This window comes from Shinella agrisoli, from assembly GCF_046557955.1.
Classification (GTDB): domain Bacteria; phylum Pseudomonadota; class Alphaproteobacteria; order Rhizobiales; family Rhizobiaceae; genus Shinella.
Window position 1 is genome coordinate 137193 of sequence record NZ_JBJIEP010000015.1, and the last position, 21608, is coordinate 158800.

At 66.3% G+C, this 21608-nt stretch carries 24 protein-coding genes and 1 riboswitch; of the genes, 13 read left to right on the plus strand and 11 right to left on the minus strand.

The features are described 5' to 3' along the window. The first annotated feature begins 5 nt into the window (after positions 1 to 5). The 7 genes from sufC (at position 6) to ACIIOY_RS16960 (ending at position 6594) form a co-directional block, all read left to right on the plus strand. Entirely contained in the window at positions 6 to 761 is a 756-nt protein-coding gene (gene sufC, locus ACIIOY_RS16930) for a Fe-S cluster assembly ATPase SufC (RefSeq protein ID WP_411035847.1), read from the plus strand. Positions 762 to 783: 22 nt separating this feature from the next. Further along, positions 784 to 2058, plus strand: a complete 1275-nt coding sequence (gene sufD, locus ACIIOY_RS16935) for a Fe-S cluster assembly protein SufD (protein ID WP_411035848.1) — start codon at positions 784 to 786, stop codon at positions 2056 to 2058. Positions 2059 to 2084: 26 nt separating this feature from the next. After that, positions 2085 to 3332, plus strand: coding sequence for a cysteine desulfurase (locus ACIIOY_RS16940; RefSeq protein ID WP_411035849.1), 1248 nt, complete (start codon positions 2085 to 2087; stop codon positions 3330 to 3332). 11 nt (positions 3333 to 3343) lie between these two features. Then, positions 3344 to 3724, plus strand: coding sequence for an SUF system Fe-S cluster assembly protein (locus tag ACIIOY_RS16945; RefSeq protein WP_411035850.1), 381 nt, complete (start codon positions 3344 to 3346; stop codon positions 3722 to 3724). Positions 3725 to 3802: 78 nt separating this feature from the next. After that, the gene (sufA, locus tag ACIIOY_RS16950; RefSeq protein WP_411035851.1) at positions 3803 to 4195 is read left to right on the plus strand and encodes a Fe-S cluster assembly scaffold SufA; all 393 of its coding nucleotides are present in this window, start codon (positions 3803 to 3805) and stop codon (positions 4193 to 4195) included. A 130-nt stretch (positions 4196 to 4325) separates the two neighbouring features. Then, entirely contained in the window at positions 4326 to 6224 is a 1899-nt protein-coding gene (locus ACIIOY_RS16955) for a PAS domain-containing sensor histidine kinase (RefSeq protein ID WP_411035852.1), read from the plus strand. Continuing rightward, positions 6187 to 6594: a response regulator gene (locus tag ACIIOY_RS16960; protein ID WP_411035853.1), complete on the plus strand. Its 408-nt coding sequence runs from the start codon at positions 6187 to 6189 to the stop codon at positions 6592 to 6594. The genes ACIIOY_RS16955 and ACIIOY_RS16960 overlap by 38 nt, the downstream gene beginning before the upstream one ends. A 239-nt stretch (positions 6595 to 6833) precedes the next feature. Here ACIIOY_RS16960 and gcvP read toward each other — a convergent pair whose 3' ends face one another. The 4 genes from gcvP to ACIIOY_RS16980 all read right to left on the minus strand — a co-directional run bounded on the left by gcvP (position 6834) and on the right by ACIIOY_RS16980 (position 12061). Further along, positions 6834 to 9695, minus strand: a complete 2862-nt coding sequence (gene gcvP, locus ACIIOY_RS16965; RefSeq protein ID WP_411035854.1) for an aminomethyl-transferring glycine dehydrogenase — start codon at positions 9693 to 9695, stop codon at positions 6834 to 6836. Then, the gene (gene gcvH / locus ACIIOY_RS16970) at positions 9695 to 10057 is read right to left on the minus strand and encodes a glycine cleavage system protein GcvH (protein WP_411035855.1); all 363 of its coding nucleotides are present in this window, start codon (positions 10055 to 10057) and stop codon (positions 9695 to 9697) included. Before gcvH ends, gcvP begins: the two co-directional genes overlap by 1 nt. Before the next feature lie 174 nt (positions 10058 to 10231). Next, the gene (gcvT, locus tag ACIIOY_RS16975) at positions 10232 to 11371 is read right to left on the minus strand and encodes a glycine cleavage system aminomethyltransferase GcvT (RefSeq protein WP_411035856.1); all 1140 of its coding nucleotides are present in this window, start codon (positions 11369 to 11371) and stop codon (positions 10232 to 10234) included. Between the two features lie 156 nt (positions 11372 to 11527). Further along, positions 11528 to 11629, minus strand: a riboswitch (glycine riboswitch). Between the two features lie 141 nt (positions 11630 to 11770). After that, complete coding sequence (locus tag ACIIOY_RS16980) at positions 11771 to 12061, minus strand: hypothetical protein (RefSeq protein WP_411035857.1); 291 nt, start codon at positions 12059 to 12061, stop codon at positions 11771 to 11773. A gap of 268 nt (positions 12062 to 12329) precedes the next feature. Between ACIIOY_RS16980 and ACIIOY_RS16985 the strand changes: the two genes are divergently transcribed. The 6 genes from ACIIOY_RS16985 to ACIIOY_RS17010 all read left to right on the plus strand — a co-directional run bounded on the left by ACIIOY_RS16985 (position 12330) and on the right by ACIIOY_RS17010 (position 17094). Beyond that, positions 12330 to 12566: an Lrp/AsnC ligand binding domain-containing protein gene (locus tag ACIIOY_RS16985; RefSeq protein ID WP_411035858.1), complete on the plus strand. Its 237-nt coding sequence runs from the start codon at positions 12330 to 12332 to the stop codon at positions 12564 to 12566. A gap of 59 nt (positions 12567 to 12625) precedes the next feature. Next, positions 12626 to 13618 (plus strand): RluA family pseudouridine synthase, encoded by a 993-nt coding sequence (locus ACIIOY_RS16990; RefSeq protein ID WP_411035859.1) that lies wholly within the window; start codon positions 12626 to 12628, stop codon positions 13616 to 13618. Further along, positions 13618 to 14283, plus strand: a complete 666-nt coding sequence (locus tag ACIIOY_RS16995) for an HAD-IA family hydrolase (protein WP_411035860.1) — start codon at positions 13618 to 13620, stop codon at positions 14281 to 14283. The genes ACIIOY_RS16990 and ACIIOY_RS16995 overlap by 1 nt, the downstream gene beginning before the upstream one ends. After that, positions 14276 to 15061 (plus strand): ATP12 family chaperone protein, encoded by a 786-nt coding sequence (locus tag ACIIOY_RS17000; RefSeq protein ID WP_411035861.1) that lies wholly within the window; start codon positions 14276 to 14278, stop codon positions 15059 to 15061. Before ACIIOY_RS16995 ends, ACIIOY_RS17000 begins: the two co-directional genes overlap by 8 nt. Before the next feature lie 89 nt (positions 15062 to 15150). Further along, positions 15151 to 16683 (plus strand): acyl-CoA carboxylase subunit beta, encoded by a 1533-nt coding sequence (locus tag ACIIOY_RS17005; protein WP_411035862.1) that lies wholly within the window; start codon positions 15151 to 15153, stop codon positions 16681 to 16683. A gap of 24 nt (positions 16684 to 16707) precedes the next feature. Then, a complete protein-coding gene (locus ACIIOY_RS17010) occupies positions 16708 to 17094 on the plus strand; it encodes a DoxX family protein (protein WP_411035863.1) in 387 nt (128 codons plus the stop codon). Between the two features lie 96 nt (positions 17095 to 17190). Here ACIIOY_RS17010 and ACIIOY_RS17015 read toward each other — a convergent pair whose 3' ends face one another. The 7 genes from ACIIOY_RS17015 to ACIIOY_RS17045 all read right to left on the minus strand — a co-directional run bounded on the left by ACIIOY_RS17015 (position 17191) and on the right by ACIIOY_RS17045 (position 21513). Beyond that, the gene (locus ACIIOY_RS17015) at positions 17191 to 17847 is read right to left on the minus strand and encodes an outer membrane protein (protein WP_411035864.1); all 657 of its coding nucleotides are present in this window, start codon (positions 17845 to 17847) and stop codon (positions 17191 to 17193) included. A gap of 179 nt (positions 17848 to 18026) precedes the next feature. After that, on the minus strand, positions 18027 to 18341 hold the full coding sequence (sugE, locus tag ACIIOY_RS17020) for a quaternary ammonium compound efflux SMR transporter SugE (protein ID WP_411035865.1): 315 nt from the start codon (positions 18339 to 18341) through the stop codon (positions 18027 to 18029). 153 nt (positions 18342 to 18494) lie between these two features. Further along, the gene (fghA, locus tag ACIIOY_RS17025) at positions 18495 to 19328 is read right to left on the minus strand and encodes an S-formylglutathione hydrolase (protein ID WP_411035866.1); all 834 of its coding nucleotides are present in this window, start codon (positions 19326 to 19328) and stop codon (positions 18495 to 18497) included. An 18-nt stretch (positions 19329 to 19346) separates the two neighbouring features. Further along, positions 19347 to 19991, minus strand: coding sequence for a DUF1345 domain-containing protein (locus tag ACIIOY_RS17030; protein WP_411035867.1), 645 nt, complete (start codon positions 19989 to 19991; stop codon positions 19347 to 19349). After that, positions 19988 to 20467, minus strand: a complete 480-nt coding sequence (locus tag ACIIOY_RS17035; protein WP_411035868.1) for a YaiI/YqxD family protein — start codon at positions 20465 to 20467, stop codon at positions 19988 to 19990. The genes ACIIOY_RS17030 and ACIIOY_RS17035 overlap by 4 nt, the downstream gene beginning before the upstream one ends. A 33-nt stretch (positions 20468 to 20500) precedes the next feature. Beyond that, positions 20501 to 20989, minus strand: a complete 489-nt coding sequence (locus ACIIOY_RS17040) for a hypothetical protein (protein WP_411035869.1) — start codon at positions 20987 to 20989, stop codon at positions 20501 to 20503. Positions 20990 to 21039: 50 nt separating this feature from the next. Then, the gene (locus ACIIOY_RS17045; protein WP_411035870.1) at positions 21040 to 21513 is read right to left on the minus strand and encodes a GNAT family N-acetyltransferase; all 474 of its coding nucleotides are present in this window, start codon (positions 21511 to 21513) and stop codon (positions 21040 to 21042) included. Positions 21514 to 21608: the final 95 nt, after the last annotated feature.

Consider the following 21608-nt stretch of genomic DNA (forward strand, 5'->3'; position numbering starts at 1 on the left):
TCATCATGCTTGAAATCAAGAATCTGCACGCTCGCATCGCCGAAGACGGCACCGAGATCATCCGCGGCCTGAACCTCACCGTGAAGGCCGGCGAAGTCGCCGCCATCATGGGCCCGAACGGCTCCGGCAAGTCGACGCTGTCCTACATCCTGTCCGGCCGCGAGGACTACGAGGTCACCGAGGGCGACATCCTCTACAACGGCGAGAGCATCCTCGAGCTCGACCCGTCCGAGCGTGCCGCCAAGGGCATCTTCCTTGCCTTCCAGTACCCGGTCGAAATCCCCGGCGTCGCCACCATGCAGTTCCTCAAGGTGGCGATGAACGAGCAGCGCAAGGCGCGCGGCGAGGACGAACTGACGACGCCGGACTTCATGCGCCGCGTCAAGGAAGCCGCCGCCGAGCTCAAGATCGCCCCGGAAATGCTGCGCCGGCCGCTCAACGTCGGCTTTTCCGGCGGCGAGAAGAAGCGCGCGGAGATCCTGCAGATGTCGCTGCTGGAACCGAAGCTGTGCGTGCTCGACGAGACCGACTCCGGCCTCGACATCGACGCCTTGAAGATCGTCGCCGACGGCGTCAACGCGCTGCGTTCGCCGGACCGGGCCATCATCGTCATCACCCATTACCAGCGCCTGCTCGACTATATCGTGCCGGATACGGTCCACGTTCTCTACAAGGGCCAGGTCGTCAAGTCGGGCGACAAGACGCTGGCGCACGAGCTGGAAGCGAACGGCTATGCCGACATCATCGGTGCTGCTGCCTGAGGCGCGGTGAAGGAGTGATCCCATGAACATGCAGACAGGCATGAAGCTTTCGGTCGCCGAGACCGCGCTCTGCGAGGCCTACGACCACGCCATCGGCGAATTGCCGGGCGATGGCGCCGTGCTCGCCGCCCGCGATACGCTGATCAGCGACTTCAAGGAAGCCGGCCTTCCGACGCGCCGCGTCGAAGCCTGGCACTATACGGACCTCAAGGCGCTGCTGCGCGCCGTGCCGGCCTTCGATCCGGCGGCCTCCGCCGCCAAGGCCGGTCCGCTGGTCGAAGGCTCCACCGTGCTTTCGGTCGCCAACGGCCTTGCCGACACGCGCGCCGCCGCCGCCGGCGTGACGGTCCGCACCTTCGCCGATGCGCTCGCCGACGGCACCGCCGCCGAAGGCCTTGCCGCCCGCGACGGGGACGATGCCATCGGCCGCATCAACGGCGCGTTCGTGCGCGACGGCTTCGTGCTCGACGTGCCGGCCGGAACGGAGCTGGAGACCCCGCTTGAAATCCAGACCGTCCAGAATGCCGGCCAGACGCATACGCGCTTCCCGGTGACGTTCGGCGCCGGTGCGAGGGCGACGGTCATCGAGCGCCACCTGGCGGCGGGCGACAATGCCGCTTTCGTCACGACGGTCAGCGACCTGACGCTTGCCGACGGTGCGGACATCACCTGGGTCGTCCTGCAGGCCCAGGGGACCGCCGATACGCATCTCGGCCAGATCCGCGTCACGCTCGGCGCGGATGCGAAGCTGCGCCTCTATGTGGTCAATGCCGGCGGCAAGCTCGTGCGGCAGGAAATCCACGTGGTGGTGGCAGGAGAGGGCTCGGACCTCAAGCTGCGCGGCATCAACCTGCTGGGCGGCGAGACGCACAACGACGTGACCTTCACGGTCGGCCATGACGTGCCGAACACGACGTCGACGGAAGTCATCCGCAACGTGGTCTTCGACCGCGCGCGCGGCGTCTTCCAGGGCCAGATCCGCGTGGCGCCGGACGCGCAGAAGACCGACGCGAAGATGTCGTGCAACACGCTGCTTCTGTCCGACGAGGCCGACTTCTCCGCCAAGCCGGAACTGGAGATCTTCGCCGACGACGTGCAGTGCGGCCACGGCGCGACCGTGATCGACATCGACCACACGCAGCTCTTCTACCTGATGGCCCGCGGCATTCCGGAGAACAAGGCGCGCGCCATGCTGGTCAACGCCTTCGTCGCCGAGATCGTCGAGGAACTGGAAGACGAGCCGCTGGTCGAGGCGCTGGAAGGCGTCATCGCCGGCTGGCTCGACAAGCACGCCTGACAAGCGCCCGACAAAGGACGAACGAGATGGAACACGCGCTGCCGACACCCGCAACGGCCTACGACGTCGAGGCGATCCGCAAGGATTTTCCGATCCTGTCGAAGACCGTCTACGGCAAGCCGCTGGTCTATCTCGACAACGGCGCCTCGGCGCAGAAGCCGCAGATGGTGATCGACGCGATCGCGCACGCCTATTCCAATGAATATGCAAACGTGCATCGCGGCCTTCACTTCCTGTCCAACGCCGCGACGGACGCCTACGAGGCGGCGCGCGAGAAGGTGCGCCGTTTCCTGAACGCCGCCTCGGTCGACGAGATCGTCTTCACGAAATCCTCGACCGAGGCGATCAACACGGTCGCCTACGGCTACGGCATGCCGAGGATCGGCGAGGGCGACGAGATCGTGCTCTCGATCATGGAGCACCATTCCAACATCGTGCCGTGGCATTTCATCCGCGAGCGGCAGGGCGCAAAACTCGTCTGGGCGCCGGTGGACGACACGGGCGCGTTCCATATCGAGGACTTCGTGAAGTGCCTGACCGAGCGCACGAAGCTCATCGCCATCACGCATATGTCGAACGCGCTCGGCACGATCGTGCCGGTCAAGGAGATCTGCCGCATCGCCCGCGAGCGCGGCATCCCGGTGCTCATCGACGGTTCGCAGGGCGCCGTGCACATGCCGGTCGACGTGCGCGACATCGACTGCGACTGGTACGTGATGACCGGCCACAAGCTCTACGGCCCGTCCGGCATCGGCGTGCTCTACGGCAAGACGGACCGGCTGAAGGAGATGCGCCCCTTCCAGGGCGGCGGCGAGATGATCGTCGACGTGACGGAGGACATCGTCACCTACAACGATCCGCCGCACCGCTTCGAGGCCGGCACGCCGCCGATCGTGCAGGCGATCGGCCTCGGCTACGCTCTCGACTACATGGAGAAGATCGGCCGTGCGGCGATCTCCGCGCACGAGGCGGACCTGCGCGACTACGCCTATGAACGGCTTTCGTCGATCAATGCGCTGCGCATCTTCGGTACGGCACCCGGCAAGGGCTCCATCTTCTCCTTCGAGCTGGAAGGCATCCATTCGCATGACGTGTCGATGGTGATCGACCGGGCGGGGGTTGCGGTGCGCGCCGGCACCCATTGCGCCCAGCCGCTCTTGAAACGCTTCGGCGTCACCTCCACATGCCGGGCATCGTTCGGCATGTACAACACGCGCGCCGAGGTGGATGCACTCGCCGACGCGCTCGACCATGCCCGCAAGTTCTTCGCCTGAGGAGTAGGCCCATGTCCCTCGACGCAACCGAAGACAAGATCGACGTCCGCGACGGTATCGTTCAATCGGCGATCCCGGCCGACGAGCTGGCGCGCCTTTCCGACGACATCATTTCCGCGCTGAAGACCGTCTACGACCCGGAAATCCCGGCCGACATCTTCGAGCTCGGCCTGATCTACAAGATCGACATCGAGGACGACCGGATGGTCAAGATCGAGATGACGCTGACGGCGCCCGGCTGCCCGGTCGCCGGCGAGATGCCGGGCTGGGTCGAGAACGCGGTGGGTGCGGTGGAAGGCGTGTCCGGCGTCGAGGTCAAGATGACCTTCGATCCGCCGTGGACGCCGGACCGCATGTCCGAAGAGGCGCAGGTCGCCGTCGGCTGGTATTGATAGCCCGATCGCCGGCCACTAGATTGGATTCGGAAACCGCCGGGCCTTGAACCCGGCCGGGCGAAGGAGAAACGGCCCATGGCCTTTGCAGTCATGACACTCACGGATGCGGCGGCGGACCGCGTCAAGGCGATCGTCGACAATGCCGGCGGCGATGCCAAGGGCATCCGCGTCGGCATCAGGAAGGGCGGTTGCGCGGGAATGGAGTATTCCATCGACCTTGTGACCGAGCCCAATGCCAAGGACGACCTGATCGAACACGGCGGCGCCCGCGTCTGGGTCGCGCCGGAGGCCGTGCTCTACCTGCTCGGCACGGAGATGGATTTCGAGGTCACGACCCTGCGTTCCGGCTTCACCTTCCGCAACCCCAACCAGACGTCGGCTTGCGGCTGCGGCGAATCGGTCGAACTGAAGCCCGCCGACCTTGCGGCGCTCGCGGCCGCCGGCCAGCCGACGGTCCGCGCCGGCTGAGGCTGAAAACCGGGAAGCTGCGACACCGCCGGTCCTGCGGCTTTTCTTCGTCCGTGCTTTTGCCTAGTCTTCCTTCGGTCCACGGGCACCTGTGCCGGCGCGATCGTGACGGGAGAAAGGCTTTGCAGGCATGACGGCGATTGCGGACGGCTTTGCCGCAGCACTTTACCGGGATCTTCCCTTTCCCGTTCTCATCGTCGACGGGGATGCGCGCGTCGTCTCCTACAACGAGGCGGCCGGCCGCACCTTCGGCTGGGCCCGGGAAGGCCGCGAGCCGGCCGATCTGCCGGTCGTCGACGGGGAGGAAGTCTCGGCGCTCCTGGCGCGGCACGCCCAGGAAGGGCGGGAGAATGCCTACCCCTTCGGCTTTCGCCATGCGGATGGCTCCCTGTTCGATGCCACGGCCCATGTCATCGCCTTGCCCGGCGAGGGAACGGATGCCCGTTACGCGCTCCTGCTGCGCAGCCTGCTGAGCGGCGGCAGCCATGGCGAGCAGATACTATTGGGACAGCGCGTCAGCGCGGCCCTGGATACGATGCCCGAGGGCTTCGCCGTGTTCGATCGCGAGGAGCGCCTCGTCATATTCAACCGGATGTACAAGGAGCGCTGCGGCTCCGCGCGGGAAAACGTGCGCGTCGGGGCGACGCTGGAAAGCATCCTGCGCGCCAGCGTCAGGGCGGGCATCTATACCGGCATCCGGGAGGGCACGCCCGAGGCGGAGGCGTTCGTCCAGGCCCGCCTGGAGGAGCACCGAACGCCCGGCGCGGGCGGCACGGTTCTGGCCTATGACGGCGACCGGTGGCTGCGGCTGGAGAGCCACGTCGCTGAGACGGGGGACATCGTCGCGCTTCGCGTCGATGTGACGGACCTCAAGCGTGCGGAGGCCGCGCTGGAGGCCAAGCGGCGCGAATATCTGTCCCTGCTGCAGATCCTGCCCGACATGATCCTCCGCTTCGACAAGGATCTGACCATCCGCTTCACCAACGACAAATATGCCGGACGCTTCGGCCTGAAGGCCGAGCAGCTGATCGGCAGGAACCTTGCCGACCTGGCGAATTCGCCGGAGCAGAGGGCCAAGCTTACGGACATCACCGCCTTCAGCCGGGACGAGCCGGTGCGCACGCAGGAGGTCTGCTCGGAGGGACCCGACGGCGAGGAGGCGTGGACGCTCTGGACGGCCGTCGCGATCTTCGACGGCGAGGCGGTCAGCGAGGTCGTCAGCGTGGGGCGCGACATCACGGAGGCCAAGCGGCAGCAGCGGCGGGTGGAGGCGCAGACCAACGAACTGCGTCTCAAGAACGAGGCGCTCGACCAGTTCACCGCCACGGTCTCGCATGACCTGAAGGCGCCGCTCAGGCACCTGTCCATGTTCGCCGAGATGATCTCGGAAGACCTGCACCGGGGGGAGTTCTCCGAACTGCCGCAGTACGCCGACCACGTGCGCAAGAGCGCCGCGCGCATGCGCCGGATCATCGACAGCCTGCTCGAATTCTCCCAGATCGCCTATCGCATCACATCGCCGAAGCCGGTCGCGCTCTCCGATGTGGTGCGCGATGCGCTGGCGCTTCTCGAAAGCCACGTGCAGGAAAGCGGCGGAAGGGTCGATGTCCAGCCGCTGCCGGAAATCATGGGCGACCCGGAGCTTCTGAAGCGGCTGGCGCAGAACCTGATCGGCAATGCGCTGAAATACCGCCGCCCCGGCGTGGCCCCGACCGTCCGCGTCTATTCCCGGCAGGCGGGGAAGGGAATCGATTTCGTGGTGGAGGATGACGGCATCGGCATCGATCCGCAGCATGTCGAGCGTATTTTCGAGGTCTTTCAGCGGCTTCACCGTGACGAAACGGTCTATCAGGGCACAGGGGTCGGCCTCGCGCTGGCCCGCCGGATCGTGGAGAGCCATAACGGCGTGATAGCGCTTGACACGAGCTATGGTCCGGGCGCACGCTTCGTCGTGACGTTTCCGCAACCCATAAAATCGAGGTGGAACGATCGTGGGAGTTCCGGCCAGGAAGCTGATCGTCGTCGATGACGATCCCGTCGATGTACGCTTCGTCATGCGCGCTTTCAGCGAGGCCGGCAGCCCGATCGAAATCACCCACGTGGCCGACGCGGAACTGGCTTACGACCGGCTCGACGCCGAAGTCTTCGATTACATCCTTCTCGACATCAACATGCCCGGCACCAGCGGCATGGAACTGCTCAAACGCCTGCGCGGCCGGTCGCGCACCGCCGTGACGCCGGTGATCATGCTCTCCTCGTCGTCGAACATGACCGACGTGAGCCGTGCCTATGAAAACGGCGCCAATGCCTACGCCGTCAAGCCCTCGACACTGAGCGGCTACCGCGACTTCGCCGAGGGCTTCACCCGCTTCTGGGTGGACGTCGCCGTCGCCCCCTGAACCTTCCCTGCCCGCAATGGAAACCCCGGCCGATGGGATCGGCCGGGGTTCAGTTTGACGGCAAACATTGCTCCAAGCACGCCGTCATCCTCGGGCCTGACCCGAGGATCCATTCTTTTCAAAGGCTTGTGGATGGTCGGGTCAAGCCCGACCATGACGGAGGAGAGGTTCGGCGGACTTTGCCGGCCTTCCGAGCCCCAGCCGACGGACCGGCCGGGGTTCGGCTTGTTTGCGCCGTCCTACTCGGCCGCGTCCGCGTAGTCCTCCAGCGGCGGGCAGGAGCAGACGAGGTTGCGGTCGCCGTAGACGTTGTCGACGCGGTTGACCGGCGACCAGTACTTGTCGACGCGGAAGGCGCCCGGCGGGTAGCAGGCTTCTTCGCGCGAATAGGGGCGGTCCCACTCGCCGACGAGGTCCTCCACCGTGTGCGGCGCGTTCTTGAGCGGGTTGTTCTCCCGGTCCATGCGGCCCTCCTCGATGGCGCGGGCCTCCTCGCGGATCGCCAGCATGGCGTCGCAGAAGCGGTCGAGCTCGGCCTTGGTCTCCGATTCGGTCGGCTCGATCATCAGCGTTCCGGCGACCGGCCAGCTCATCGTCGGGGCGTGGAAGCCGCAGTCGATCAGGCGCTTGGCGACGTCGTCGACCGTCACGCCCGCGCTTGCCGCGAGCGGGCGGGTGTCGATGATGCATTCGTGCGCCACGCGCCCCCTGGCCGACTTGTAGAGCACGTCATAGGCGTCCTTCAGCCGTGCGGCGACGTAGTTGGCGTTGAGGATCGCCACCTTGGTCGCCTGCGTCAGGCCTTCGCCGCCCATCATCAGGCAGTAGCTCCAGGAGATCGGCAGGATGGAGGCCGAGCCGAAGGGGGCGGCCGAGACCGCGCCCGCTTCGCCGGCGGCGGGGTTCTTCGGCAGGAAGGGCGCGAGGTGCGCCTTGACGCCGATCGGGCCCATGCCGGGGCCGCCGCCGCCGTGCGGGATGCAGAAGGTCTTGTGCAGGTTGAGGTGGGAAACGTCCGAACCGATGTCGCCGGGGCGGGCGAGACCCACCATGGCGTTCATGTTCGCGCCGTCCATGTAGACCTGGCCGCCGTGCCTGTGCACGATCTCGCAGACCTCGCGCACGTTCTCCTCGAAGACGCCGTGCGTGGAGGGGTAGGTGATCATGCAGCAGGAGAGGTTTTCCGCGTATTGCTCTGCTTTTGCACGGAAATCCTCCATGTCGATGTCGCCGTTCTGCGACACCTTGACGACGACCACCTTCATGCCGGCCATCTGCGCGGAGGCGGGGTTTGTGCCGTGCGCGGAGGTCGGGATGAGGCAGACGTCGCGGTGCGCGTCGCCGTTGGCGAGATGATAGGCGCGGATCGTCAGCAGGCCAGCATATTCGCCCTGCGCGCCGGAGTTCGGCTGCATGGAGATGGCGTCGTAGCCGGTGATGTCGCAGAGCTTCTGCGACAGGTCCTCGATGAGGTGCCGGTAACCCTGCGCCTGGTCGGCCGGGACGAACGGGTGGATCTCGGAGAATTCCGGCCAGGTGATCGGCAGCATCTCCGCCGTGGCGTTGAGCTTCATCGTGCACGAGCCGAGGGGGATCATCGCCCGGTCGAGCGCGAGGTCCCGGTCGGAGAGGCGGCGGATATAGCGCACCATCTCGCTTTCCGCCCGGTTCATGTGGAAGATCGGGTGCGTCAGGTATTCGCTTACGCGCAGCAGGTCTTCCGGCAGGCGGTAGTCCGGTTCGAACGCCGACACCTCGAAATCGCCGCCGAAGGCGCGCCAGACGGCTTCCAGCGTGACGGGGCGCGAGCGCTCGTCGAGGCTGATGCCGATGCGGTCGTCGCCGATCTTGCGCAGGTTCACGCCCTCGGCGACGGCCGTCTTCAGGATGATGCCCTGCAGCCTGCCGACATCGACGGTGATCGTGTCGAAGAAGACGTCCGGATCGACGGTGTAGCCGAGCTTTTCGAGGCCCTTGGCGAGGCGCACGGTCTTCTGGTGCACGCTCTGGGCGATGGCCTTGAGGCCCTGTGGACCGTGGAAGACGGCATACATCGAGGCCATGACGGCGAGCAGCACCTGCGCGGTGCAGATGTTCGACGTCGCCTTCTCGCGGCGGATGTGCTGCTCGCGGGTCTGGAGCGACAGGCGGTAGGCGCGGTTGCCGCGCGCATCGATGGAGACGCCGACGAGGCGGCCGGGCATGGAGCGCTTGTAGGCGTCCTTGACCGCCATATAGGCCGCGTGCGGTCCGCCATAGCCGACCGGCACGCCGAAGCGCTGGGTCGAGCCGACGGCGATGTCGGCGTCCATGTCGCCGGGCGACTTGAGGAGGGCGAGCGCCAGCGGATCGGCCGCCATGACGGCGATGGCGCCGGTCTGGTGCAGCCGGGCGATGAGCCCCGTGAAATCGCGGACATGGCCGTAGGTGCCCGGATACTGGAAGATCGCGCCGAAGACGTCGACCGGGTCGAGGTCGGTGAAGGGATCGCCGACGACGATCTGCCAGCCGAGCGGCTCGGAACGGGTCTTCAGGAGCGCGATCGTCTGCGGGTGGCAGTTCTCGTCGACGAAGAAGGCGTTCGCCTTGGACTTCGCCACGCGCTGGGCCATGGCCATGGCTTCCGCGGCGGCCGTCGCCTCGTCGAGCAGCGAGGCGTTGGCGACGTCGAGGCCGGTGAGGTCGCACACCATGGTCTGGTAGTTGAGGAGCGCTTCCAGGCGTCCCTGGCTGATTTCCGGCTGGTAGGGCGTATAGGCCGTGTACCAGGCGGGGTTTTCCAGGATGTTGCGCTGGATGACCGGCGGCGTGATCGTGCCGTAATAGCCCTGGCCGATCAGCGAGACGAGCTTGTGGTTGCGGTTGGCGGTCTCGCGCAGCTTGTCGAGCGCCTCGCGCTCGGTCATCGGCGCATCCCATTCCAGCGGCTTCGTCTGGCGGATCGATTTCGGCACGGTGTCGTCGATCAGCGCGTCGAGGCTGTCGTAGCCGATCACCTTCAGCATCGCCTCCATCTCCTTCGGCGAGGGGCCGATATGGCGGCGGTTGGCGAAGTCGTAGGGCTGGTAATCGGTGAAGGCGAAATCCTTGGGCAGGTTCATCAGCCGACAAGCTCCTTGTAGGCGGCTTCGTCCAGCAGGGTGTCCGCGTCGGACGGGTTGGCGAGCTTCAGCTTGAAGAACCAGCCGGCGCCCTGCGGGTCGCTGTTGACGAGGGAGGGATCGGCGGTGATCGCCTCGTTGATTTCGACGATCTCGCCGTCGAGCGGGCAGTAGACGTCGGAGGCCGCCTTGACGGATTCCACCGTTGCCGCGTCGCCCCCCTTGGAGAACGTCGCGCCGACCTCGGGCAGTTCGACGAAGACGAGGTCGCCGAGCTGTTCGGCCGCATGCGCCGTGATGCCGACGGTCGCGACGTCGCCCTCGATCTTCAGCCACTCGTGTTCTTCGGTGAATTTCAGCATGTCTGTTCCTCTCTTGGAAAACAGTTCGTTGTTCTATGGCCCCTCATCCGCCTGCCGGCACCTTCTCCCCGCAGGCGGGGCGACGGAGGCTTGCCGCGCCGCTTCCGCTCCCTCGCCCCGCTTGCGGGGGAGGGTTGGGGTGAGGGGCATTGGTTCGGCCGGGACGGTCATGGGTCAGCGCTTGAAGGCGTTCTTTATGAAGGGCATGGCCGACACGGTGACGGGCAGGAACTTTCCGCGCACGCCGGCATAGAGCCGCGTGCCGGGTTCGGCGGCGGATCTGGCGACATAGCCCATGGCCACGGGACCGTCGGCGTTCGGGCCGAAGCCGCCGGAGGTCACCGTGCCGACGACGTCCTCGCCCTCGGCATCGGTGGCGAGCACCGCGCCGGCGCGCACCGGCGCGCGGCCCTCGGCCCTGAGGCCGACGCGGCGCCGTTCGGCGCCGTTTTCGAGCTGGCTGAGGATGATGGACGCGCCGGGAAAGCCGCCTTCGCGCGCGCCGCCCTTGCGGCGAACCTTCTGGATCGCCCATTCGAGCCCGGCCTCCACCGGCGTCGTGCCGGTGTCGATGTCGTTGCCGTAGAGGCAGAGGCCGGCTTCGAGACGCAGCGAATCGCGTGCGCCGAGGCCGACCGGCAGCACGTCCGGATGGTCGAGCAGGCGGCGACAGACGGTTTCGGCGAGCGCCGCCGGAACGGAGATCTCGAAGCCGTCCTCGCCCGTATAGCCGGAGCGCGAGACGATGCATGCGGCGTCGTGCAGGTCGCAGGCGCGCACGTCCATGAAGCGCATGGAGGAGACGTCGGCCCAGAGTTCCGCGAGCACCGCCTCGGCGCGCGGCCCCTGGAGGGCGATCAGCGCACGGTCGTCGTGCAGCGTCAGTTCGCAGGCGTCGCCGATCTTCGCCTGCATGTGGGCGAAATCCGCCTCCTTGCAGGCGGCGTTGACGACGACGTAGAAGTGGTCGCCGCGGTTGGCGATCATCAGGTCGTCGAGGATGCCGCCTTCCTCGTTCGTGAAGAGGGCGTAGCGCTGGCGGCCTTCGCCGAGGCCCGCCACGTCGACCGGCACCAGCGTCTCCAGCGCCCGGGCGGCGTCGGCATTGTCGCCGGAACGGGCGCGCACCGTGACTTGGCCCATGTGGGAGACGTCGAACAGGCCGGCGGCCGCGCGGGTATGCAGGTGTTCCTTCATCACGCCGGCTGCATATTGCACCGGCATCTCGTAGCCGGCGAACGGCACCATGCGGGCGCCGAGCGACAGGTTCAGCGCGTGAAGCGGGGTTTTCTTGAGATCAGACGTTCCGTCCAAAAGGCGCCCTCCAGTCCTTGGGCGCCCATCGTTCCTCCGGGCGCCGGCTCACAATCCAGGCGCGACCGCGCCGTTCTCCTGAGCCCCCTCTGTCCCTTCGCCTGAGATTGTTATCCCTTCGGCGAGCGCTCTCGCGCTTCTCTCCAGAGTTCCGACGGCACCTTGCTGGTCCTTTTGCCTGAGAGTTTCCGGGGCGGTTGCTCCTTCGGCACCGGTCCCACCTTTTCCAAGGCGACCGGTTTCTCCCAGCGAGGTCGGCTCCAGATAACGGCCTTGCCTGTGCTTTGGCAAGAGGCGGCGTCGCTGCCGAGCAAATTTTTGTCGTTCGAGGAAAGGGGAAAAAGGAAGCCCCGGAGCGGGGCGAGGGGTGTCGGAGGACGGCTGTTCGTTGGGGGGAGGTCAGACGGCTTCTGTGGACGGGCGGCGGGCGGCGTTCTCGTCATAGAGGCGCTGCGCCTCCGCGAGGGTCACCTGCGGCGTGCTGTTCGGCGCGGTGATGAGCGCGAGCGCGAGCGCCGGCGGCGTGATGACGTTGAGCACGGCGATCGTGCGCGCGTCGCCCCGCACCCTGGCATCCTCGCTCCAGTGATGGATGCGCTCCTCGAAGAGCGTATTGGCACGCGTGTGCGTTTTCATCCCCTGCGATGCATAGGCGGCCGTGGCCGGCGAGACTGTCACGATCTGGGTCATGGCGTTTCAACGGGTTGGCTGGTTTACGGAATTTAACAGTTGCGTCTTTCGCGGGCGTAAAACGCGGCGGTTGCATTTTCATCGAATTTTAACGAACTGTGCGAATTCCGGCCGGCCTTGCCTTCGGCGGTGAAATTCCGCCATAAGAGAAGGAGATTGCCGCCGGAATCGGGCGGCGGACGGGCAATCCCGGCGAGAGCGCGTGCGCGGCCCTGCGTTCGGGATTGCATGAAATCATGAGCATGCCGCCGATGGCGCGGGAGGACCGATGAAGCCGATTTTCGTGCAATTGCAATGCGCTCCGGGAAAGACCTACGAGGTCGCGGATGCGCTTTACGCTACGGAACTCATCTCGGAGCTCTATTCCACCAGCGGCGACTACGACCTCCTGCTGAAGATCTATGTCGACAGCGAGGAGGATATCGGCAAGTTCATCAACGACCACATCGCCTCCATTCCCGGCATCGTGCGTTCGCTGACGACGCTGACCTTCCGCGCCTTCTGAAGCCCTGTTCCCCTTCGCCCCGTCTTGCGCTAAGAGCGGCGCAACGAAAGAAGGCGAAGATGGCAGGCATCGAACACAGGCAGGTGGAAGGCGACGAGGCGGGCATGCGCCTCGACCGGTGGTTCAAGGTCCACTATCCGGGCCTTGGCTTCGGCCAGCTGCAGAAACTGCTGCGCTCGGGCCAGGTGCGCGTCGACGGCGGGCGCGCCAAGAGCGACACCCGCGTGCAGCTCGGCCAGACGATCCGCGTCCCGCCGATGGACGTCGATGCGAAGGGGCCGAAGTCCGGTCCGATCGCCGGCCGCGACCTCAAGCATTCCCCCGACGGCGAGCTGCTTACCCGCATGCTGCTGCACGAGGACGACAAGGTCTTCGTGCTCAACAAGCCGGCCGGCATCGCCGTGCAGGGCGGCTCGGGCGTCACCCGGCACATCGACAAGATGCTGGAGGCCTGGACCAGCCAGAAAGGCGAGAAGCCGCGCCTCGTGCACCGCCTCGACCGCGACACCTCCGGCGTGCTGGTCGTCGCCCGCACGCGCGGCGCGGCGCAGAAGCTGACCGCCGCCTTCCGCGAGCGCGACACGAAGAAGACCTACTGGTCCATCGTCAAGGGCGTGCCGAAGAAGCGCGAGGACAAGATCTCCACCTGGCTCGTCAAGGAGCAGACCGCCGACGGCGACCGCATGCGCATCGCCCGGCACGGCGAGGACGGCGCGGATCACGCCGTCTCCTTCTACCGCGTCGTCGAGCAGGCCGGGCAGAACTTCGCCTGGCTGGAGATGGAGCCCTATACCGGCCGCACCCACCAGCTGCGCGTCCATGCCGCCCATATCGGCCATCCGATCCTCGGCGACCCGAAATATTTCGAGGCGGATACCAACTGGGCCTTTCCGGGCGGCGTCCAGAACCGCCTGCACCTTCATGCCCGCCACATCGACATTCCGCATCCTTCCGGCGGGCGGCTGCGCGTGACCGCGCCGCTGCCGCCGCACATGGTGCAGACCTGGAACCTCTTCGGTTTCGACCAGAACGCGGCGGACGGGGACGACTGATGCGGCTCGTCCTCTTCGACTGCGACGGCACGCTGGTCGACAGCGTGAAGCTGATCCACGAGGTGATGGCGCGCACCTTCACCGACTTCGGCCATGCCCGGCCGGATATCGCCGAGACCAAGGCGATCATCGGCCTGACGCTCGACATCGCGATTTCCCGCATGCAGGGCAAGCCGCATGTCGACGACGAGGCGCTGGCGATGACCGCGCACTACAAGGCGACCTATATTGGCGTGCGCGCAGAGCCGGGCTTCCAGGAGCCGCTTTTCCCCGGCATCGCGGAGATGATGGCGCGGCTGGAGCGGCAGGACGACCTGATCCTCGGCGCCGTGACGGGGAAATCCCGGCGCGGCCTCGACCTCATCCGCGCGACGCACGGCTTCGACAAGACCTTCTTCGTCTCGCGCACGGCGGACGACTGCCCGTCCAAGCCGCATCCGGCCATGGTGATGGAATGCTGCAGCGAGGCGGGCATCGATTCAGCCCGGACGGTTGTCATCGGCGATGCGGTTTACGATATGCAGATGGCGAAGGCGGCGGGCGCCCAAGCGATCGGCGTCGCCTGGGGCTATGCCAGCGTGCCCGAACTGGTCGAGGCCGGCGCGGACCACATCCTGCGTACGCCTGCCGACCTTCTCGAATGGCTGGAGATTTCCGATGCGTGACATCCTGAGCGACCTTTCCGATGCGATGAGCGATCCCGATCCGGTGCGCCGCGCGCAGATCCAGATGAAGCGGCCGCTGCCGAAGCGGTTCTACAAGGACGTTTCGACGGACGAGACGCCGGAGGGCTTTCGCATCCTGCTCGACGGCCGTCCCGTGCGCACGCCGGCCAAGAAGCTGCTCGCCGTGCCGGCGCAGCCGATCGCCGATCGCCTCAAGGCCGAGTGGGACGGGCAGGGTGAAGAGGTCGACCCGGCGAAAATGCCGGTGACGCGGCTCGTCAACACCGCCGTCGACGGCGTCGCCGACAATCTCGACGCCGTCTTCGACGAGATCGTGCGTTTCGCCGGCACCGACATGCTCTGCTACCGGGCGGATTCGCCGGCCGGCCTCGTCGCCCGCCAAGAGGAGGGCTGGGACCCGGTCATCCGCTGGGCGGCGGAGGCCAAGGGCGCGCGCTTCATCCTCGTCGAGGGCGTGATGCACCGGGAGCAGCCGGCGCCGGCGATCGAGGCCTTCCGCGCCGCGCTCTCGGCCTGGCGCGATCCGCTGGCGCTCGCGTGCCTCCACACGGTGACGACCCTGACGGGCTCGGCGCTGCTGGCGCTCGCGCTCGCCGAAGGCGTGATCGATGCCGAAAAGGCCTGGTCTCTCGCCCATATCGACGAGGACTGGCAGATCGAGCAGTGGGGCACGGACGAGGAGGCCTTCCGCCGCCGCGAGCTGCGGCGCGCGGAAATGGAGGTGGCCGCCGCCGTGCTCGCGGACATTCCGCGCTGATCTTCTAAGACCATCTATGTAGGAGGGCCCTCTTCAAGCCCCTGGTTTCGCATGCTAAGCCGTTGTCAGAACGGGAGGAACCAGGGATCATGAAGGAAATTCTCCACGAACTCGAAGTCCGGCGCGAGCGCGCCCGCATGGGCGGCGGAAAGGCGCGCATCGATGCGCAGCACGAGCGCGGCAAGCTGACGGCGCGCGAACGCATCGAGGTGTTTCTGGACGAGGGCTCGTTCGAGGAATTCGACATGTTCGTCGAGCACCGCTCGACGGATTTCGGCATGGAGAAGACGAAGATCGCCGGCGACGGGGTCGTCACGGGCTGGGGCACCGTCAACGGCCGCACGGTCTTCGTCTTCGCCAAGGATTTCACGGTCTTCGGCGGCTCGCTTTCCGAAACCCACGCCCAGAAGATCATGAAGGTTCAGGACATGGCGCTCAAGAACCGGGCGCCGATCATCGGCCTCTACGATGCCGGCGGCGCCCGCATCCAGGAGGGGGTCGCCGCGCTCGGGGGCTATGCCGAGGTCTTCCAGCGCAACGTGCTCGCCTCCGGCGTCATCCCGCAGATTTCCGTCATCATGGGGCCGTGCGCCGGCGGCGACGTCTATTCGCCGGCCATGACGGATTTCATCTTCATGGTGCGCGATACGTCCTACATGTTCGTGACGGGGCCCGACGTCGTGAAGACAGTGACGAACGAGACGGTGACGGCCGAAGAGCTCGGCGGCGCCTCGGTGCACACCACGAAATCCTCGATCGCAGACGGCGCCTACGACAACGACGTGGACGCGCTGCTGCAGGTCCGCCGCCTCGTCGACCTGCTACCGCAGTCGAACACGTCGCCCGTGCCGGAGATCGCGTGCTTCCAGCCGGTGGAGGAGATCGACGAGTCGCTCGATACGCTCGTCCCGGCCAATGCCAACAAGCCCTACGACATCAAGGAACTGATCCTGAAGACCGTCGACGAGGGCGATTTCTTCGAGATCCAGGAGAGCTTCGCCAAGAACATCGTCTGCGGCTTCGGCCGTATCGAGGGCTCGACGGTCGGCTTCGTCGCGAACCAGCCGATGGTGCTGGCGGGCGTCCTCGATTCCGATGCCAGCCGCAAGGCGGCGCGCTTCGTGCGCTTCTGCGACTGCTTCAACATCCCGGTGGTCACCTTCGTCGACGTGCCCGGCTTCCTGCCGGGCACCGCGCAGGAATATGGCGGCCTCATCAAGCACGGCGCCAAGCTGCTCTTCGCCTTCGCGGAGGCGACGGTGCCGAAGGTGACGCTGATCACCCGCAAGGCCTATGGCGGCGCCTATGACGTGATGGCGTCGAAGCACCTGCGCGGCGACATCAACTATGCCTGGCCGACGGCGCAGATCGCGGTGATGGGCGCCAAGGGCGCGGTCGAGATCATCTTCCGCAAGGACATCGCCGATCCGGAAAAGATCGCCGCGCACACGAAGATGTACGAGGACCGGTTCCTCTCGCCCTTCGTCGCAGCCGAGCGCGGCTATATCGACGAGGTGATCATGCCGCACTCGACGCGCAAGCGAATCGCGCGGGCGCTGCGCATGCTGCGCAACAAAGACCTGGAAAATCCCTGGAAGAAGCACGATAACATTCCGCTCTGAGCGAAACGGAAGGGAGTGCATGGCATGTTCGACCGGTTGTCCACCTATCGATCCGAGGCGCTGGCCGCGCTGCGCATCATGACGGCGCTGCTCTTCATCGAGCACGGCACGCAGAAATTCTTCAACTTCCCGCCGGCCGCGCAGCCCTTCGGCGACCTCACGGGCCTGATCGGCGTCGCGGGAGCGCTGGAGATCGTCGGCGGCCTGCTCATCCTGGTCGGCCTGTTCACGCGGCCGGTGGCCTTCGTGCTCTGCGGCTTCATGGCGGTCGCCTATTTCATGGCGCATGCGCCGCAGAGCTTCTTCCCGATTAACAACGGCGGCGACGCCGCGACCCTATTCTGCTTCGTCTTCCTCTACCTGACAGCAGCGGGGCCGGGCGCTTTCGCTCTCGACAACCGCCGGGGCTGAACAACTGGCGGCATTCGGGCGGGGCTTTGCATGGCGAACATGAAAAACCCCGCCGAAGCGGGGTTTTGAAAGGCGCCTAGCCAAGATGTGGGCTGATCAGAACTTGAAGTTAATGCCGATCTTGCCGGTATTGAACTTATGGTCGGCCCTGATAACCAGGCCATTGTCGACCTCGAAGTTCCGCGCGCCGAAGTCGTAGTGAAGAAACTCCGCCTTAACCGAAAGGCGCTCGCTGATGGCATACTCGACACCGGCGCCGGCGACCCAGCCCGTCTCCGTCTTTCTCTCGCCGAACTGAGTGCCGTTGTCGGTGAACACCTTGATGCCGCCGAAGCCGACACCCGCCGTTCCGTAGAGCAGGAGCTTATCGAACGAGATGCCTGCCCGACCACGAACGGAGCCAAGCCAGTTCGTATCGCTTTCGCAGGAGAACGCGGGATTGGGGCAGTCGATCGCCGCACCGATGCCGGTCGCGGAAATGTCGCCTTCGACGCCGACGACAAACTGATCTAGCTGCCAGTTGTAGCCTGCCTGGACACCGCCGAGGGCGCCTCCGCCGCTCAAACTCGCCGCCGGTCCGTTCGGAACGTATGCCGCGTCCACGGACGTCCTGCCGCCTCCGCCGTGCACGCCGACATAAAAGCCTGACCAGTTGATCGCGGGCGCGGCCTCCTCGTATGCGTCGAGGTCTGCGGCATTCGCCAGGGAAAGTGGCGCTGCAGCGATGAACAATGCTGATAATGCAGTCTTCATAGATTCGCCTCCAAATTAGCCCATGCGAATTAGCTACTATTATTGCCGGTTTTACAATTCTACTGTTGGCAGCCTTGCAAAACTTCCCCTGTGCTGTTGCATAAGTGCATCTGCTGTCCGTGGTGCCTTCCGATGGAACTCTCCGCGGCCAAAACCGCGGAGGATGCCATGCCGCACATCTAGGCGACGAACTTCAGGCCGAGGATTCCGGTGACGATCAGCGCGATGCAGCCGAGGCGCATCGCCGTCACGGGTTCCGCGAAGAGGACGATGCCGAGGATGACCGTGCCGACCGTGCCGATGCCGGTCCAGATGGCGTAGGCCGTGCCCATCGGCAGCGTCTTCACGGCAAGGCCGAGAAGCACGATGCTGACGACCATGGAACCGGCGGTGAGGACGGTCGGAAGCAGCCGGGTGAAGCCGTCGGTATATTTGAGGCCAATGGCCCAGCCGATTTCGAAAAGACCTGCGAGGGTGAGAAGTATCCACGGCATTGCCTTACTCCGTTTGAAAGGAGCGAGGCCGTCCCCGCATTCGTGACCGGATTTGCCCGGCGGTAGCCGTCTACCGCGGTGAATATCGCCGATCCCGGCCGCCGGGGCAAGGGCAGGGGCGGCATGCCAGCCATGCGCCCCCGCCATGGCGCGTCAGCCGAGGCGTTCGGCGTGCCACTTCAGGTGATCGTCCATGAAGGTCGAGATGAAGTAGTAGGAATGGTCGTAGCGCTCGTGCATGCGCAGCGTGAGCTTGATGTCCGTATCCTTGACCGCCTCCTCGAAGAGCCAGGGCCGCAGGCCGTTTTCCAGGAAGCCGTCGGCCTTGCCCTGGTCGATCAGGAATTCCGGGAAGCGGGCGCCGTCCGCCACGAGCGCGCAGGCGTCGTACTGCCGCCACGCCGCCTTGTCGGCGCCGAGGTACTTTTCAAAGGCCGGCGCCGACCAGTCGGCGGTGGAGGGCTCGACGATCGGCGCAAAGGCCGAGCAGCTCCTGAAGCGCTCCGGGTTCCTGAGCGCGATCGTCATGGCGCCGTGGCCGCCCATCGAGTGGCCGAAAATGCCCTGCCGGCTCATGTCCATGCGGAAGTGCTGGCTGGCGAAGTTCGACAGCTCTTCCGTGACGTAACTGTACATCCGGTAGTTCTCGGCCCAGGGCTTTTGCGTGGCGTCGAGGTAGAAGCCGGCGCCCTTGCCCATCTGCCAGTTGGTAAGCTCGTCCGGCACGTCGTTGCCGCGCGGGCTGGTGTCGGGGCAGACGACGATGAGGCCGAGCTCGGCGGCCATGCGGCGGTATTCGCCTTTCTCCATCACATTGGCATGGGTGCAGGTGAGGCCGGACAGGTACCACAGCACCGGGCGCGGCTCGTGGATCGCCTGCGGGGGCACGAAGACGGCGAAGGTCATCTCGCACTTGCAGGCTTCGGATTCGTGGGCGAAGACGCCCTGCATGCCGCCGAAGGCGGTGTTCTGGGAAAGCACTTTCATCAGGAACTCCGATTGGTTTCAGGAGGCGAGCGACACCACCGCATTGACCGCGGCGGCGACCAGCACCGTGTTGAAGAAGAAGGAGACGACGGCGTGCAGCAGGTTGACCTTGCGCATGGCCGTGGAGGTGATCGCGACGTCCGAGGTCTGCGCCGTCATGCCGATCACGAAGGCGAAATAGAGGAAGTCGTAGACATCGGGCGGGGCCTTGCCCGGAAAATCGAGGCCCCTGTCGCGGTGCCGGCTGCCGGGCCGCCAGTAGAGATGGGCATAGTGGAGGGCCGCCATCGTGTGGATGGTGAGCCAGCCGAGCGCGACCGACGCGAAGGCTGGCACGAACGCAAGGCCCGTGGCGGCGGATCGGTTCAGCACGACGAAGAGCGATCCCGTGGAGACGGCGACGGCCGCGAACGTGACGGCGAAGATGATGGCGGCCGGCTCGTCGGTATCCGTCGCATGGCGTTCGAGATAGGCGGCTGTCAGGTGCGGCACGCGCCAGGCCGTCAGCAGCAGGTAGCAGAGGAAGAAGGCGAGGGCCGCGACGTCGACGGCGACGTCCGGCTTCAGCCAGAGCGCAACGGCTAGGCCGAGGGCCGCCGCGCCGAGGCCGACATAGAAGGGCACGTGGCGGCCGTAGATCCGGGGGGCCGGTCCCCCGGTCATGGCGTCGTTCCCGCGCGGGCACCTTTCGCCCTGCGGCAGAGGCGGTCGAGCGTTTCGAGGAAGGCCGAACGGTCGCGCGGCGAGAAGGCGGCATTGTAGCCCTTGCTCTCGCCGGTCTCGCGCAGGTGCGCGCCGAGATCGCGCATGGCGCTCGCCATGCCGATGTTCGTCCGGTCGAAGAGCCGGCCGGTCGGGCCGGTCACATGCGCGCCGCCGGCGACGGTGCGGCCGGCGAGCGGCACGTCGGCCGTCACCACGATGTCGCCCTCGCGCACATTCTCGGCGATCCAGTCGTCGGCGGCGTCGAAGGCGCCGGAAACGATGACGTTCCGCACCATGGGATCGCGGGAGGGGCGCAGGCCGGAATTGGCGACGAAGACCACCGGCAGCCCGTGGCGCTCGGCGACCTTGAGGATCTCCGGCTTCACCGGGCAGGCGTCCGCGTCGACGAAGATGGTCGGCAGGTTCTCGGTCATCCGGTCGTTTGTCCGTCCGCTCTCTTCCCGGCCTCAGCGGCGTACCGCGCCGCCCTTGCCGTCGGGGGTCGAGGCGCTCGCCGGCGTCGAGCCGGTATTGCCGCCGCGCGTGGTGGTGCCGCCATGCTGCGGGCGCCAGGTCTCCGTCCCGAGCGACTTGCCGCCCGCGCTCGACCAGGTGCCGTACCACGACCCGTCGCCCTGCCGCTCGTAGAGCGCGATGCCGTGGCCGTTGCCGGCATCGTAGCTGACGGCGAAGATCCTGTCGGAGGCCGGGGTGAGAACCCCGATGCCCTGCGTCTCGTCCGCGCCGAAGCGCCAGGTCACCGCGTAGGTCTCGCCGGTCTTGCGGACGACGACCACGCCTTCATACGGGCTCTTGTCGCCCGGATTGGTGCCGGTCATGGCGTAGGTGCCCTCCGGCCCTGCGAGCGCCAGCGAGGGCACCAGCGCGAATGCCGTGAGGATCGTCGCGGCTATGATGCGTTTTGCCTGCATGTCCGGCCTGGTCGCGATGGTCATGGCTGCCTCCCGGTAGACGAAGGTGAGGATGACGTACCCCTGCCGATCGGTCAAACCCCTTGCTGCTGCCGTCCGGCGGGCCGGAGCATGTCGACATGCGGAATTCCGTCCTCGGCATATTCCCCGGAAGTCGGCGAAAAGCCAAGCGACCGGTAGAAGCGCTCCAGGTGGCTTTGCGCGGAAAGTGCGATCGGCGCGCCGGGAAAGTGCGCCTCGCAAGCCCGGATCGCCTCCCGCATGACGGCCTCGCCGAGCCGCTTGCCGCGGTGGGCGGGGCAGACGAGCACACGGCCTATGCGCGGCGGCCCGTTCTCCGGCCGCAGCAGCCGCGCATAGGCGGCGGTGCCGCCGTCGATGAGCAGGCGCAGGTGCAGCGCCTCCGCGTCCCTGCCGTCCAATTCGGGATAGGCGCAGGCCTGCTCGACCACGAAGACATCCACACGCAGCTTCAGCAGCGCGTAAAGCTCGGCGGCGGAAAAGGCCTCCATCCCGCGCACATCGACGCTGTAGGCGGCCGCCGCCATCAATAGACGACGACGCTTCGGATGGACTTGCCCTCGTGCATGAGGTCGAAGCCCTTGTTGATGTCCTCGAGCGGCATGGTGTGGGTGATCATCGG

Excerpts from the sequence above, each read along its gene's own strand:
- sufC (WP_411035847.1), top strand. The coding sequence starts at position 6 with ATGCTTGAAATCAAGAATCTGCACGCTCGCATCGCCGAAGACGGCACC.
- sufD (WP_411035848.1), top strand. The coding sequence starts at position 784 with ATGAACATGCAGACAGGCATGAAGCTTTCGGTCGCCGAGACCGCGCTC.
- ACIIOY_RS16940 (WP_411035849.1), top strand. The coding sequence starts at position 2,085 with ATGGAACACGCGCTGCCGACACCCGCAACGGCCTACGACGTCGAGGCG.
- ACIIOY_RS16945 (WP_411035850.1), top strand. The coding sequence starts at position 3,344 with ATGTCCCTCGACGCAACCGAAGACAAGATCGACGTCCGCGACGGTATC.
- sufA (WP_411035851.1), top strand. The coding sequence starts at position 3,803 with ATGGCCTTTGCAGTCATGACACTCACGGATGCGGCGGCGGACCGCGTC.
- ACIIOY_RS16955 (WP_411035852.1), top strand. The coding sequence starts at position 4,326 with ATGACGGCGATTGCGGACGGCTTTGCCGCAGCACTTTACCGGGATCTT.
- gcvP (WP_411035854.1), bottom strand. The coding sequence starts at position 9,695 with ATGAACCTGCCCAAGGATTTCGCCTTCACCGATTACCAGCCCTACGAC.
- gcvH (WP_411035855.1), bottom strand. The coding sequence starts at position 10,057 with ATGCTGAAATTCACCGAAGAACACGAGTGGCTGAAGATCGAGGGCGAC.
- ACIIOY_RS16980 (WP_411035857.1), bottom strand. The coding sequence starts at position 12,061 with ATGACCCAGATCGTGACAGTCTCGCCGGCCACGGCCGCCTATGCATCG.
- ACIIOY_RS16985 (WP_411035858.1), top strand. The coding sequence starts at position 12,330 with ATGAAGCCGATTTTCGTGCAATTGCAATGCGCTCCGGGAAAGACCTAC.
- ACIIOY_RS16990 (WP_411035859.1), top strand. The coding sequence starts at position 12,626 with ATGGCAGGCATCGAACACAGGCAGGTGGAAGGCGACGAGGCGGGCATG.
- ACIIOY_RS16995 (WP_411035860.1), top strand. The coding sequence starts at position 13,618 with ATGCGGCTCGTCCTCTTCGACTGCGACGGCACGCTGGTCGACAGCGTG.
- ACIIOY_RS17000 (WP_411035861.1), top strand. The coding sequence starts at position 14,276 with ATGCGTGACATCCTGAGCGACCTTTCCGATGCGATGAGCGATCCCGAT.
- ACIIOY_RS17005 (WP_411035862.1), top strand. The coding sequence starts at position 15,151 with ATGAAGGAAATTCTCCACGAACTCGAAGTCCGGCGCGAGCGCGCCCGC.
- ACIIOY_RS17010 (WP_411035863.1), top strand. The coding sequence starts at position 16,708 with ATGTTCGACCGGTTGTCCACCTATCGATCCGAGGCGCTGGCCGCGCTG.
- ACIIOY_RS17015 (WP_411035864.1), bottom strand. The coding sequence starts at position 17,847 with ATGAAGACTGCATTATCAGCATTGTTCATCGCTGCAGCGCCACTTTCC.
- sugE (WP_411035865.1), bottom strand. The coding sequence starts at position 18,341 with ATGCCGTGGATACTTCTCACCCTCGCAGGTCTTTTCGAAATCGGCTGG.
- fghA (WP_411035866.1), bottom strand. The coding sequence starts at position 19,328 with ATGAAAGTGCTTTCCCAGAACACCGCCTTCGGCGGCATGCAGGGCGTC.
- ACIIOY_RS17030 (WP_411035867.1), bottom strand. The coding sequence starts at position 19,991 with ATGACCGGGGGACCGGCCCCCCGGATCTACGGCCGCCACGTGCCCTTC.
- ACIIOY_RS17035 (WP_411035868.1), bottom strand. The coding sequence starts at position 20,467 with ATGACCGAGAACCTGCCGACCATCTTCGTCGACGCGGACGCCTGCCCG.
- ACIIOY_RS17040 (WP_411035869.1), bottom strand. The coding sequence starts at position 20,989 with ATGACCATCGCGACCAGGCCGGACATGCAGGCAAAACGCATCATAGCC.
- ACIIOY_RS17045 (WP_411035870.1), bottom strand. The coding sequence starts at position 21,513 with ATGGCGGCGGCCGCCTACAGCGTCGATGTGCGCGGGATGGAGGCCTTT.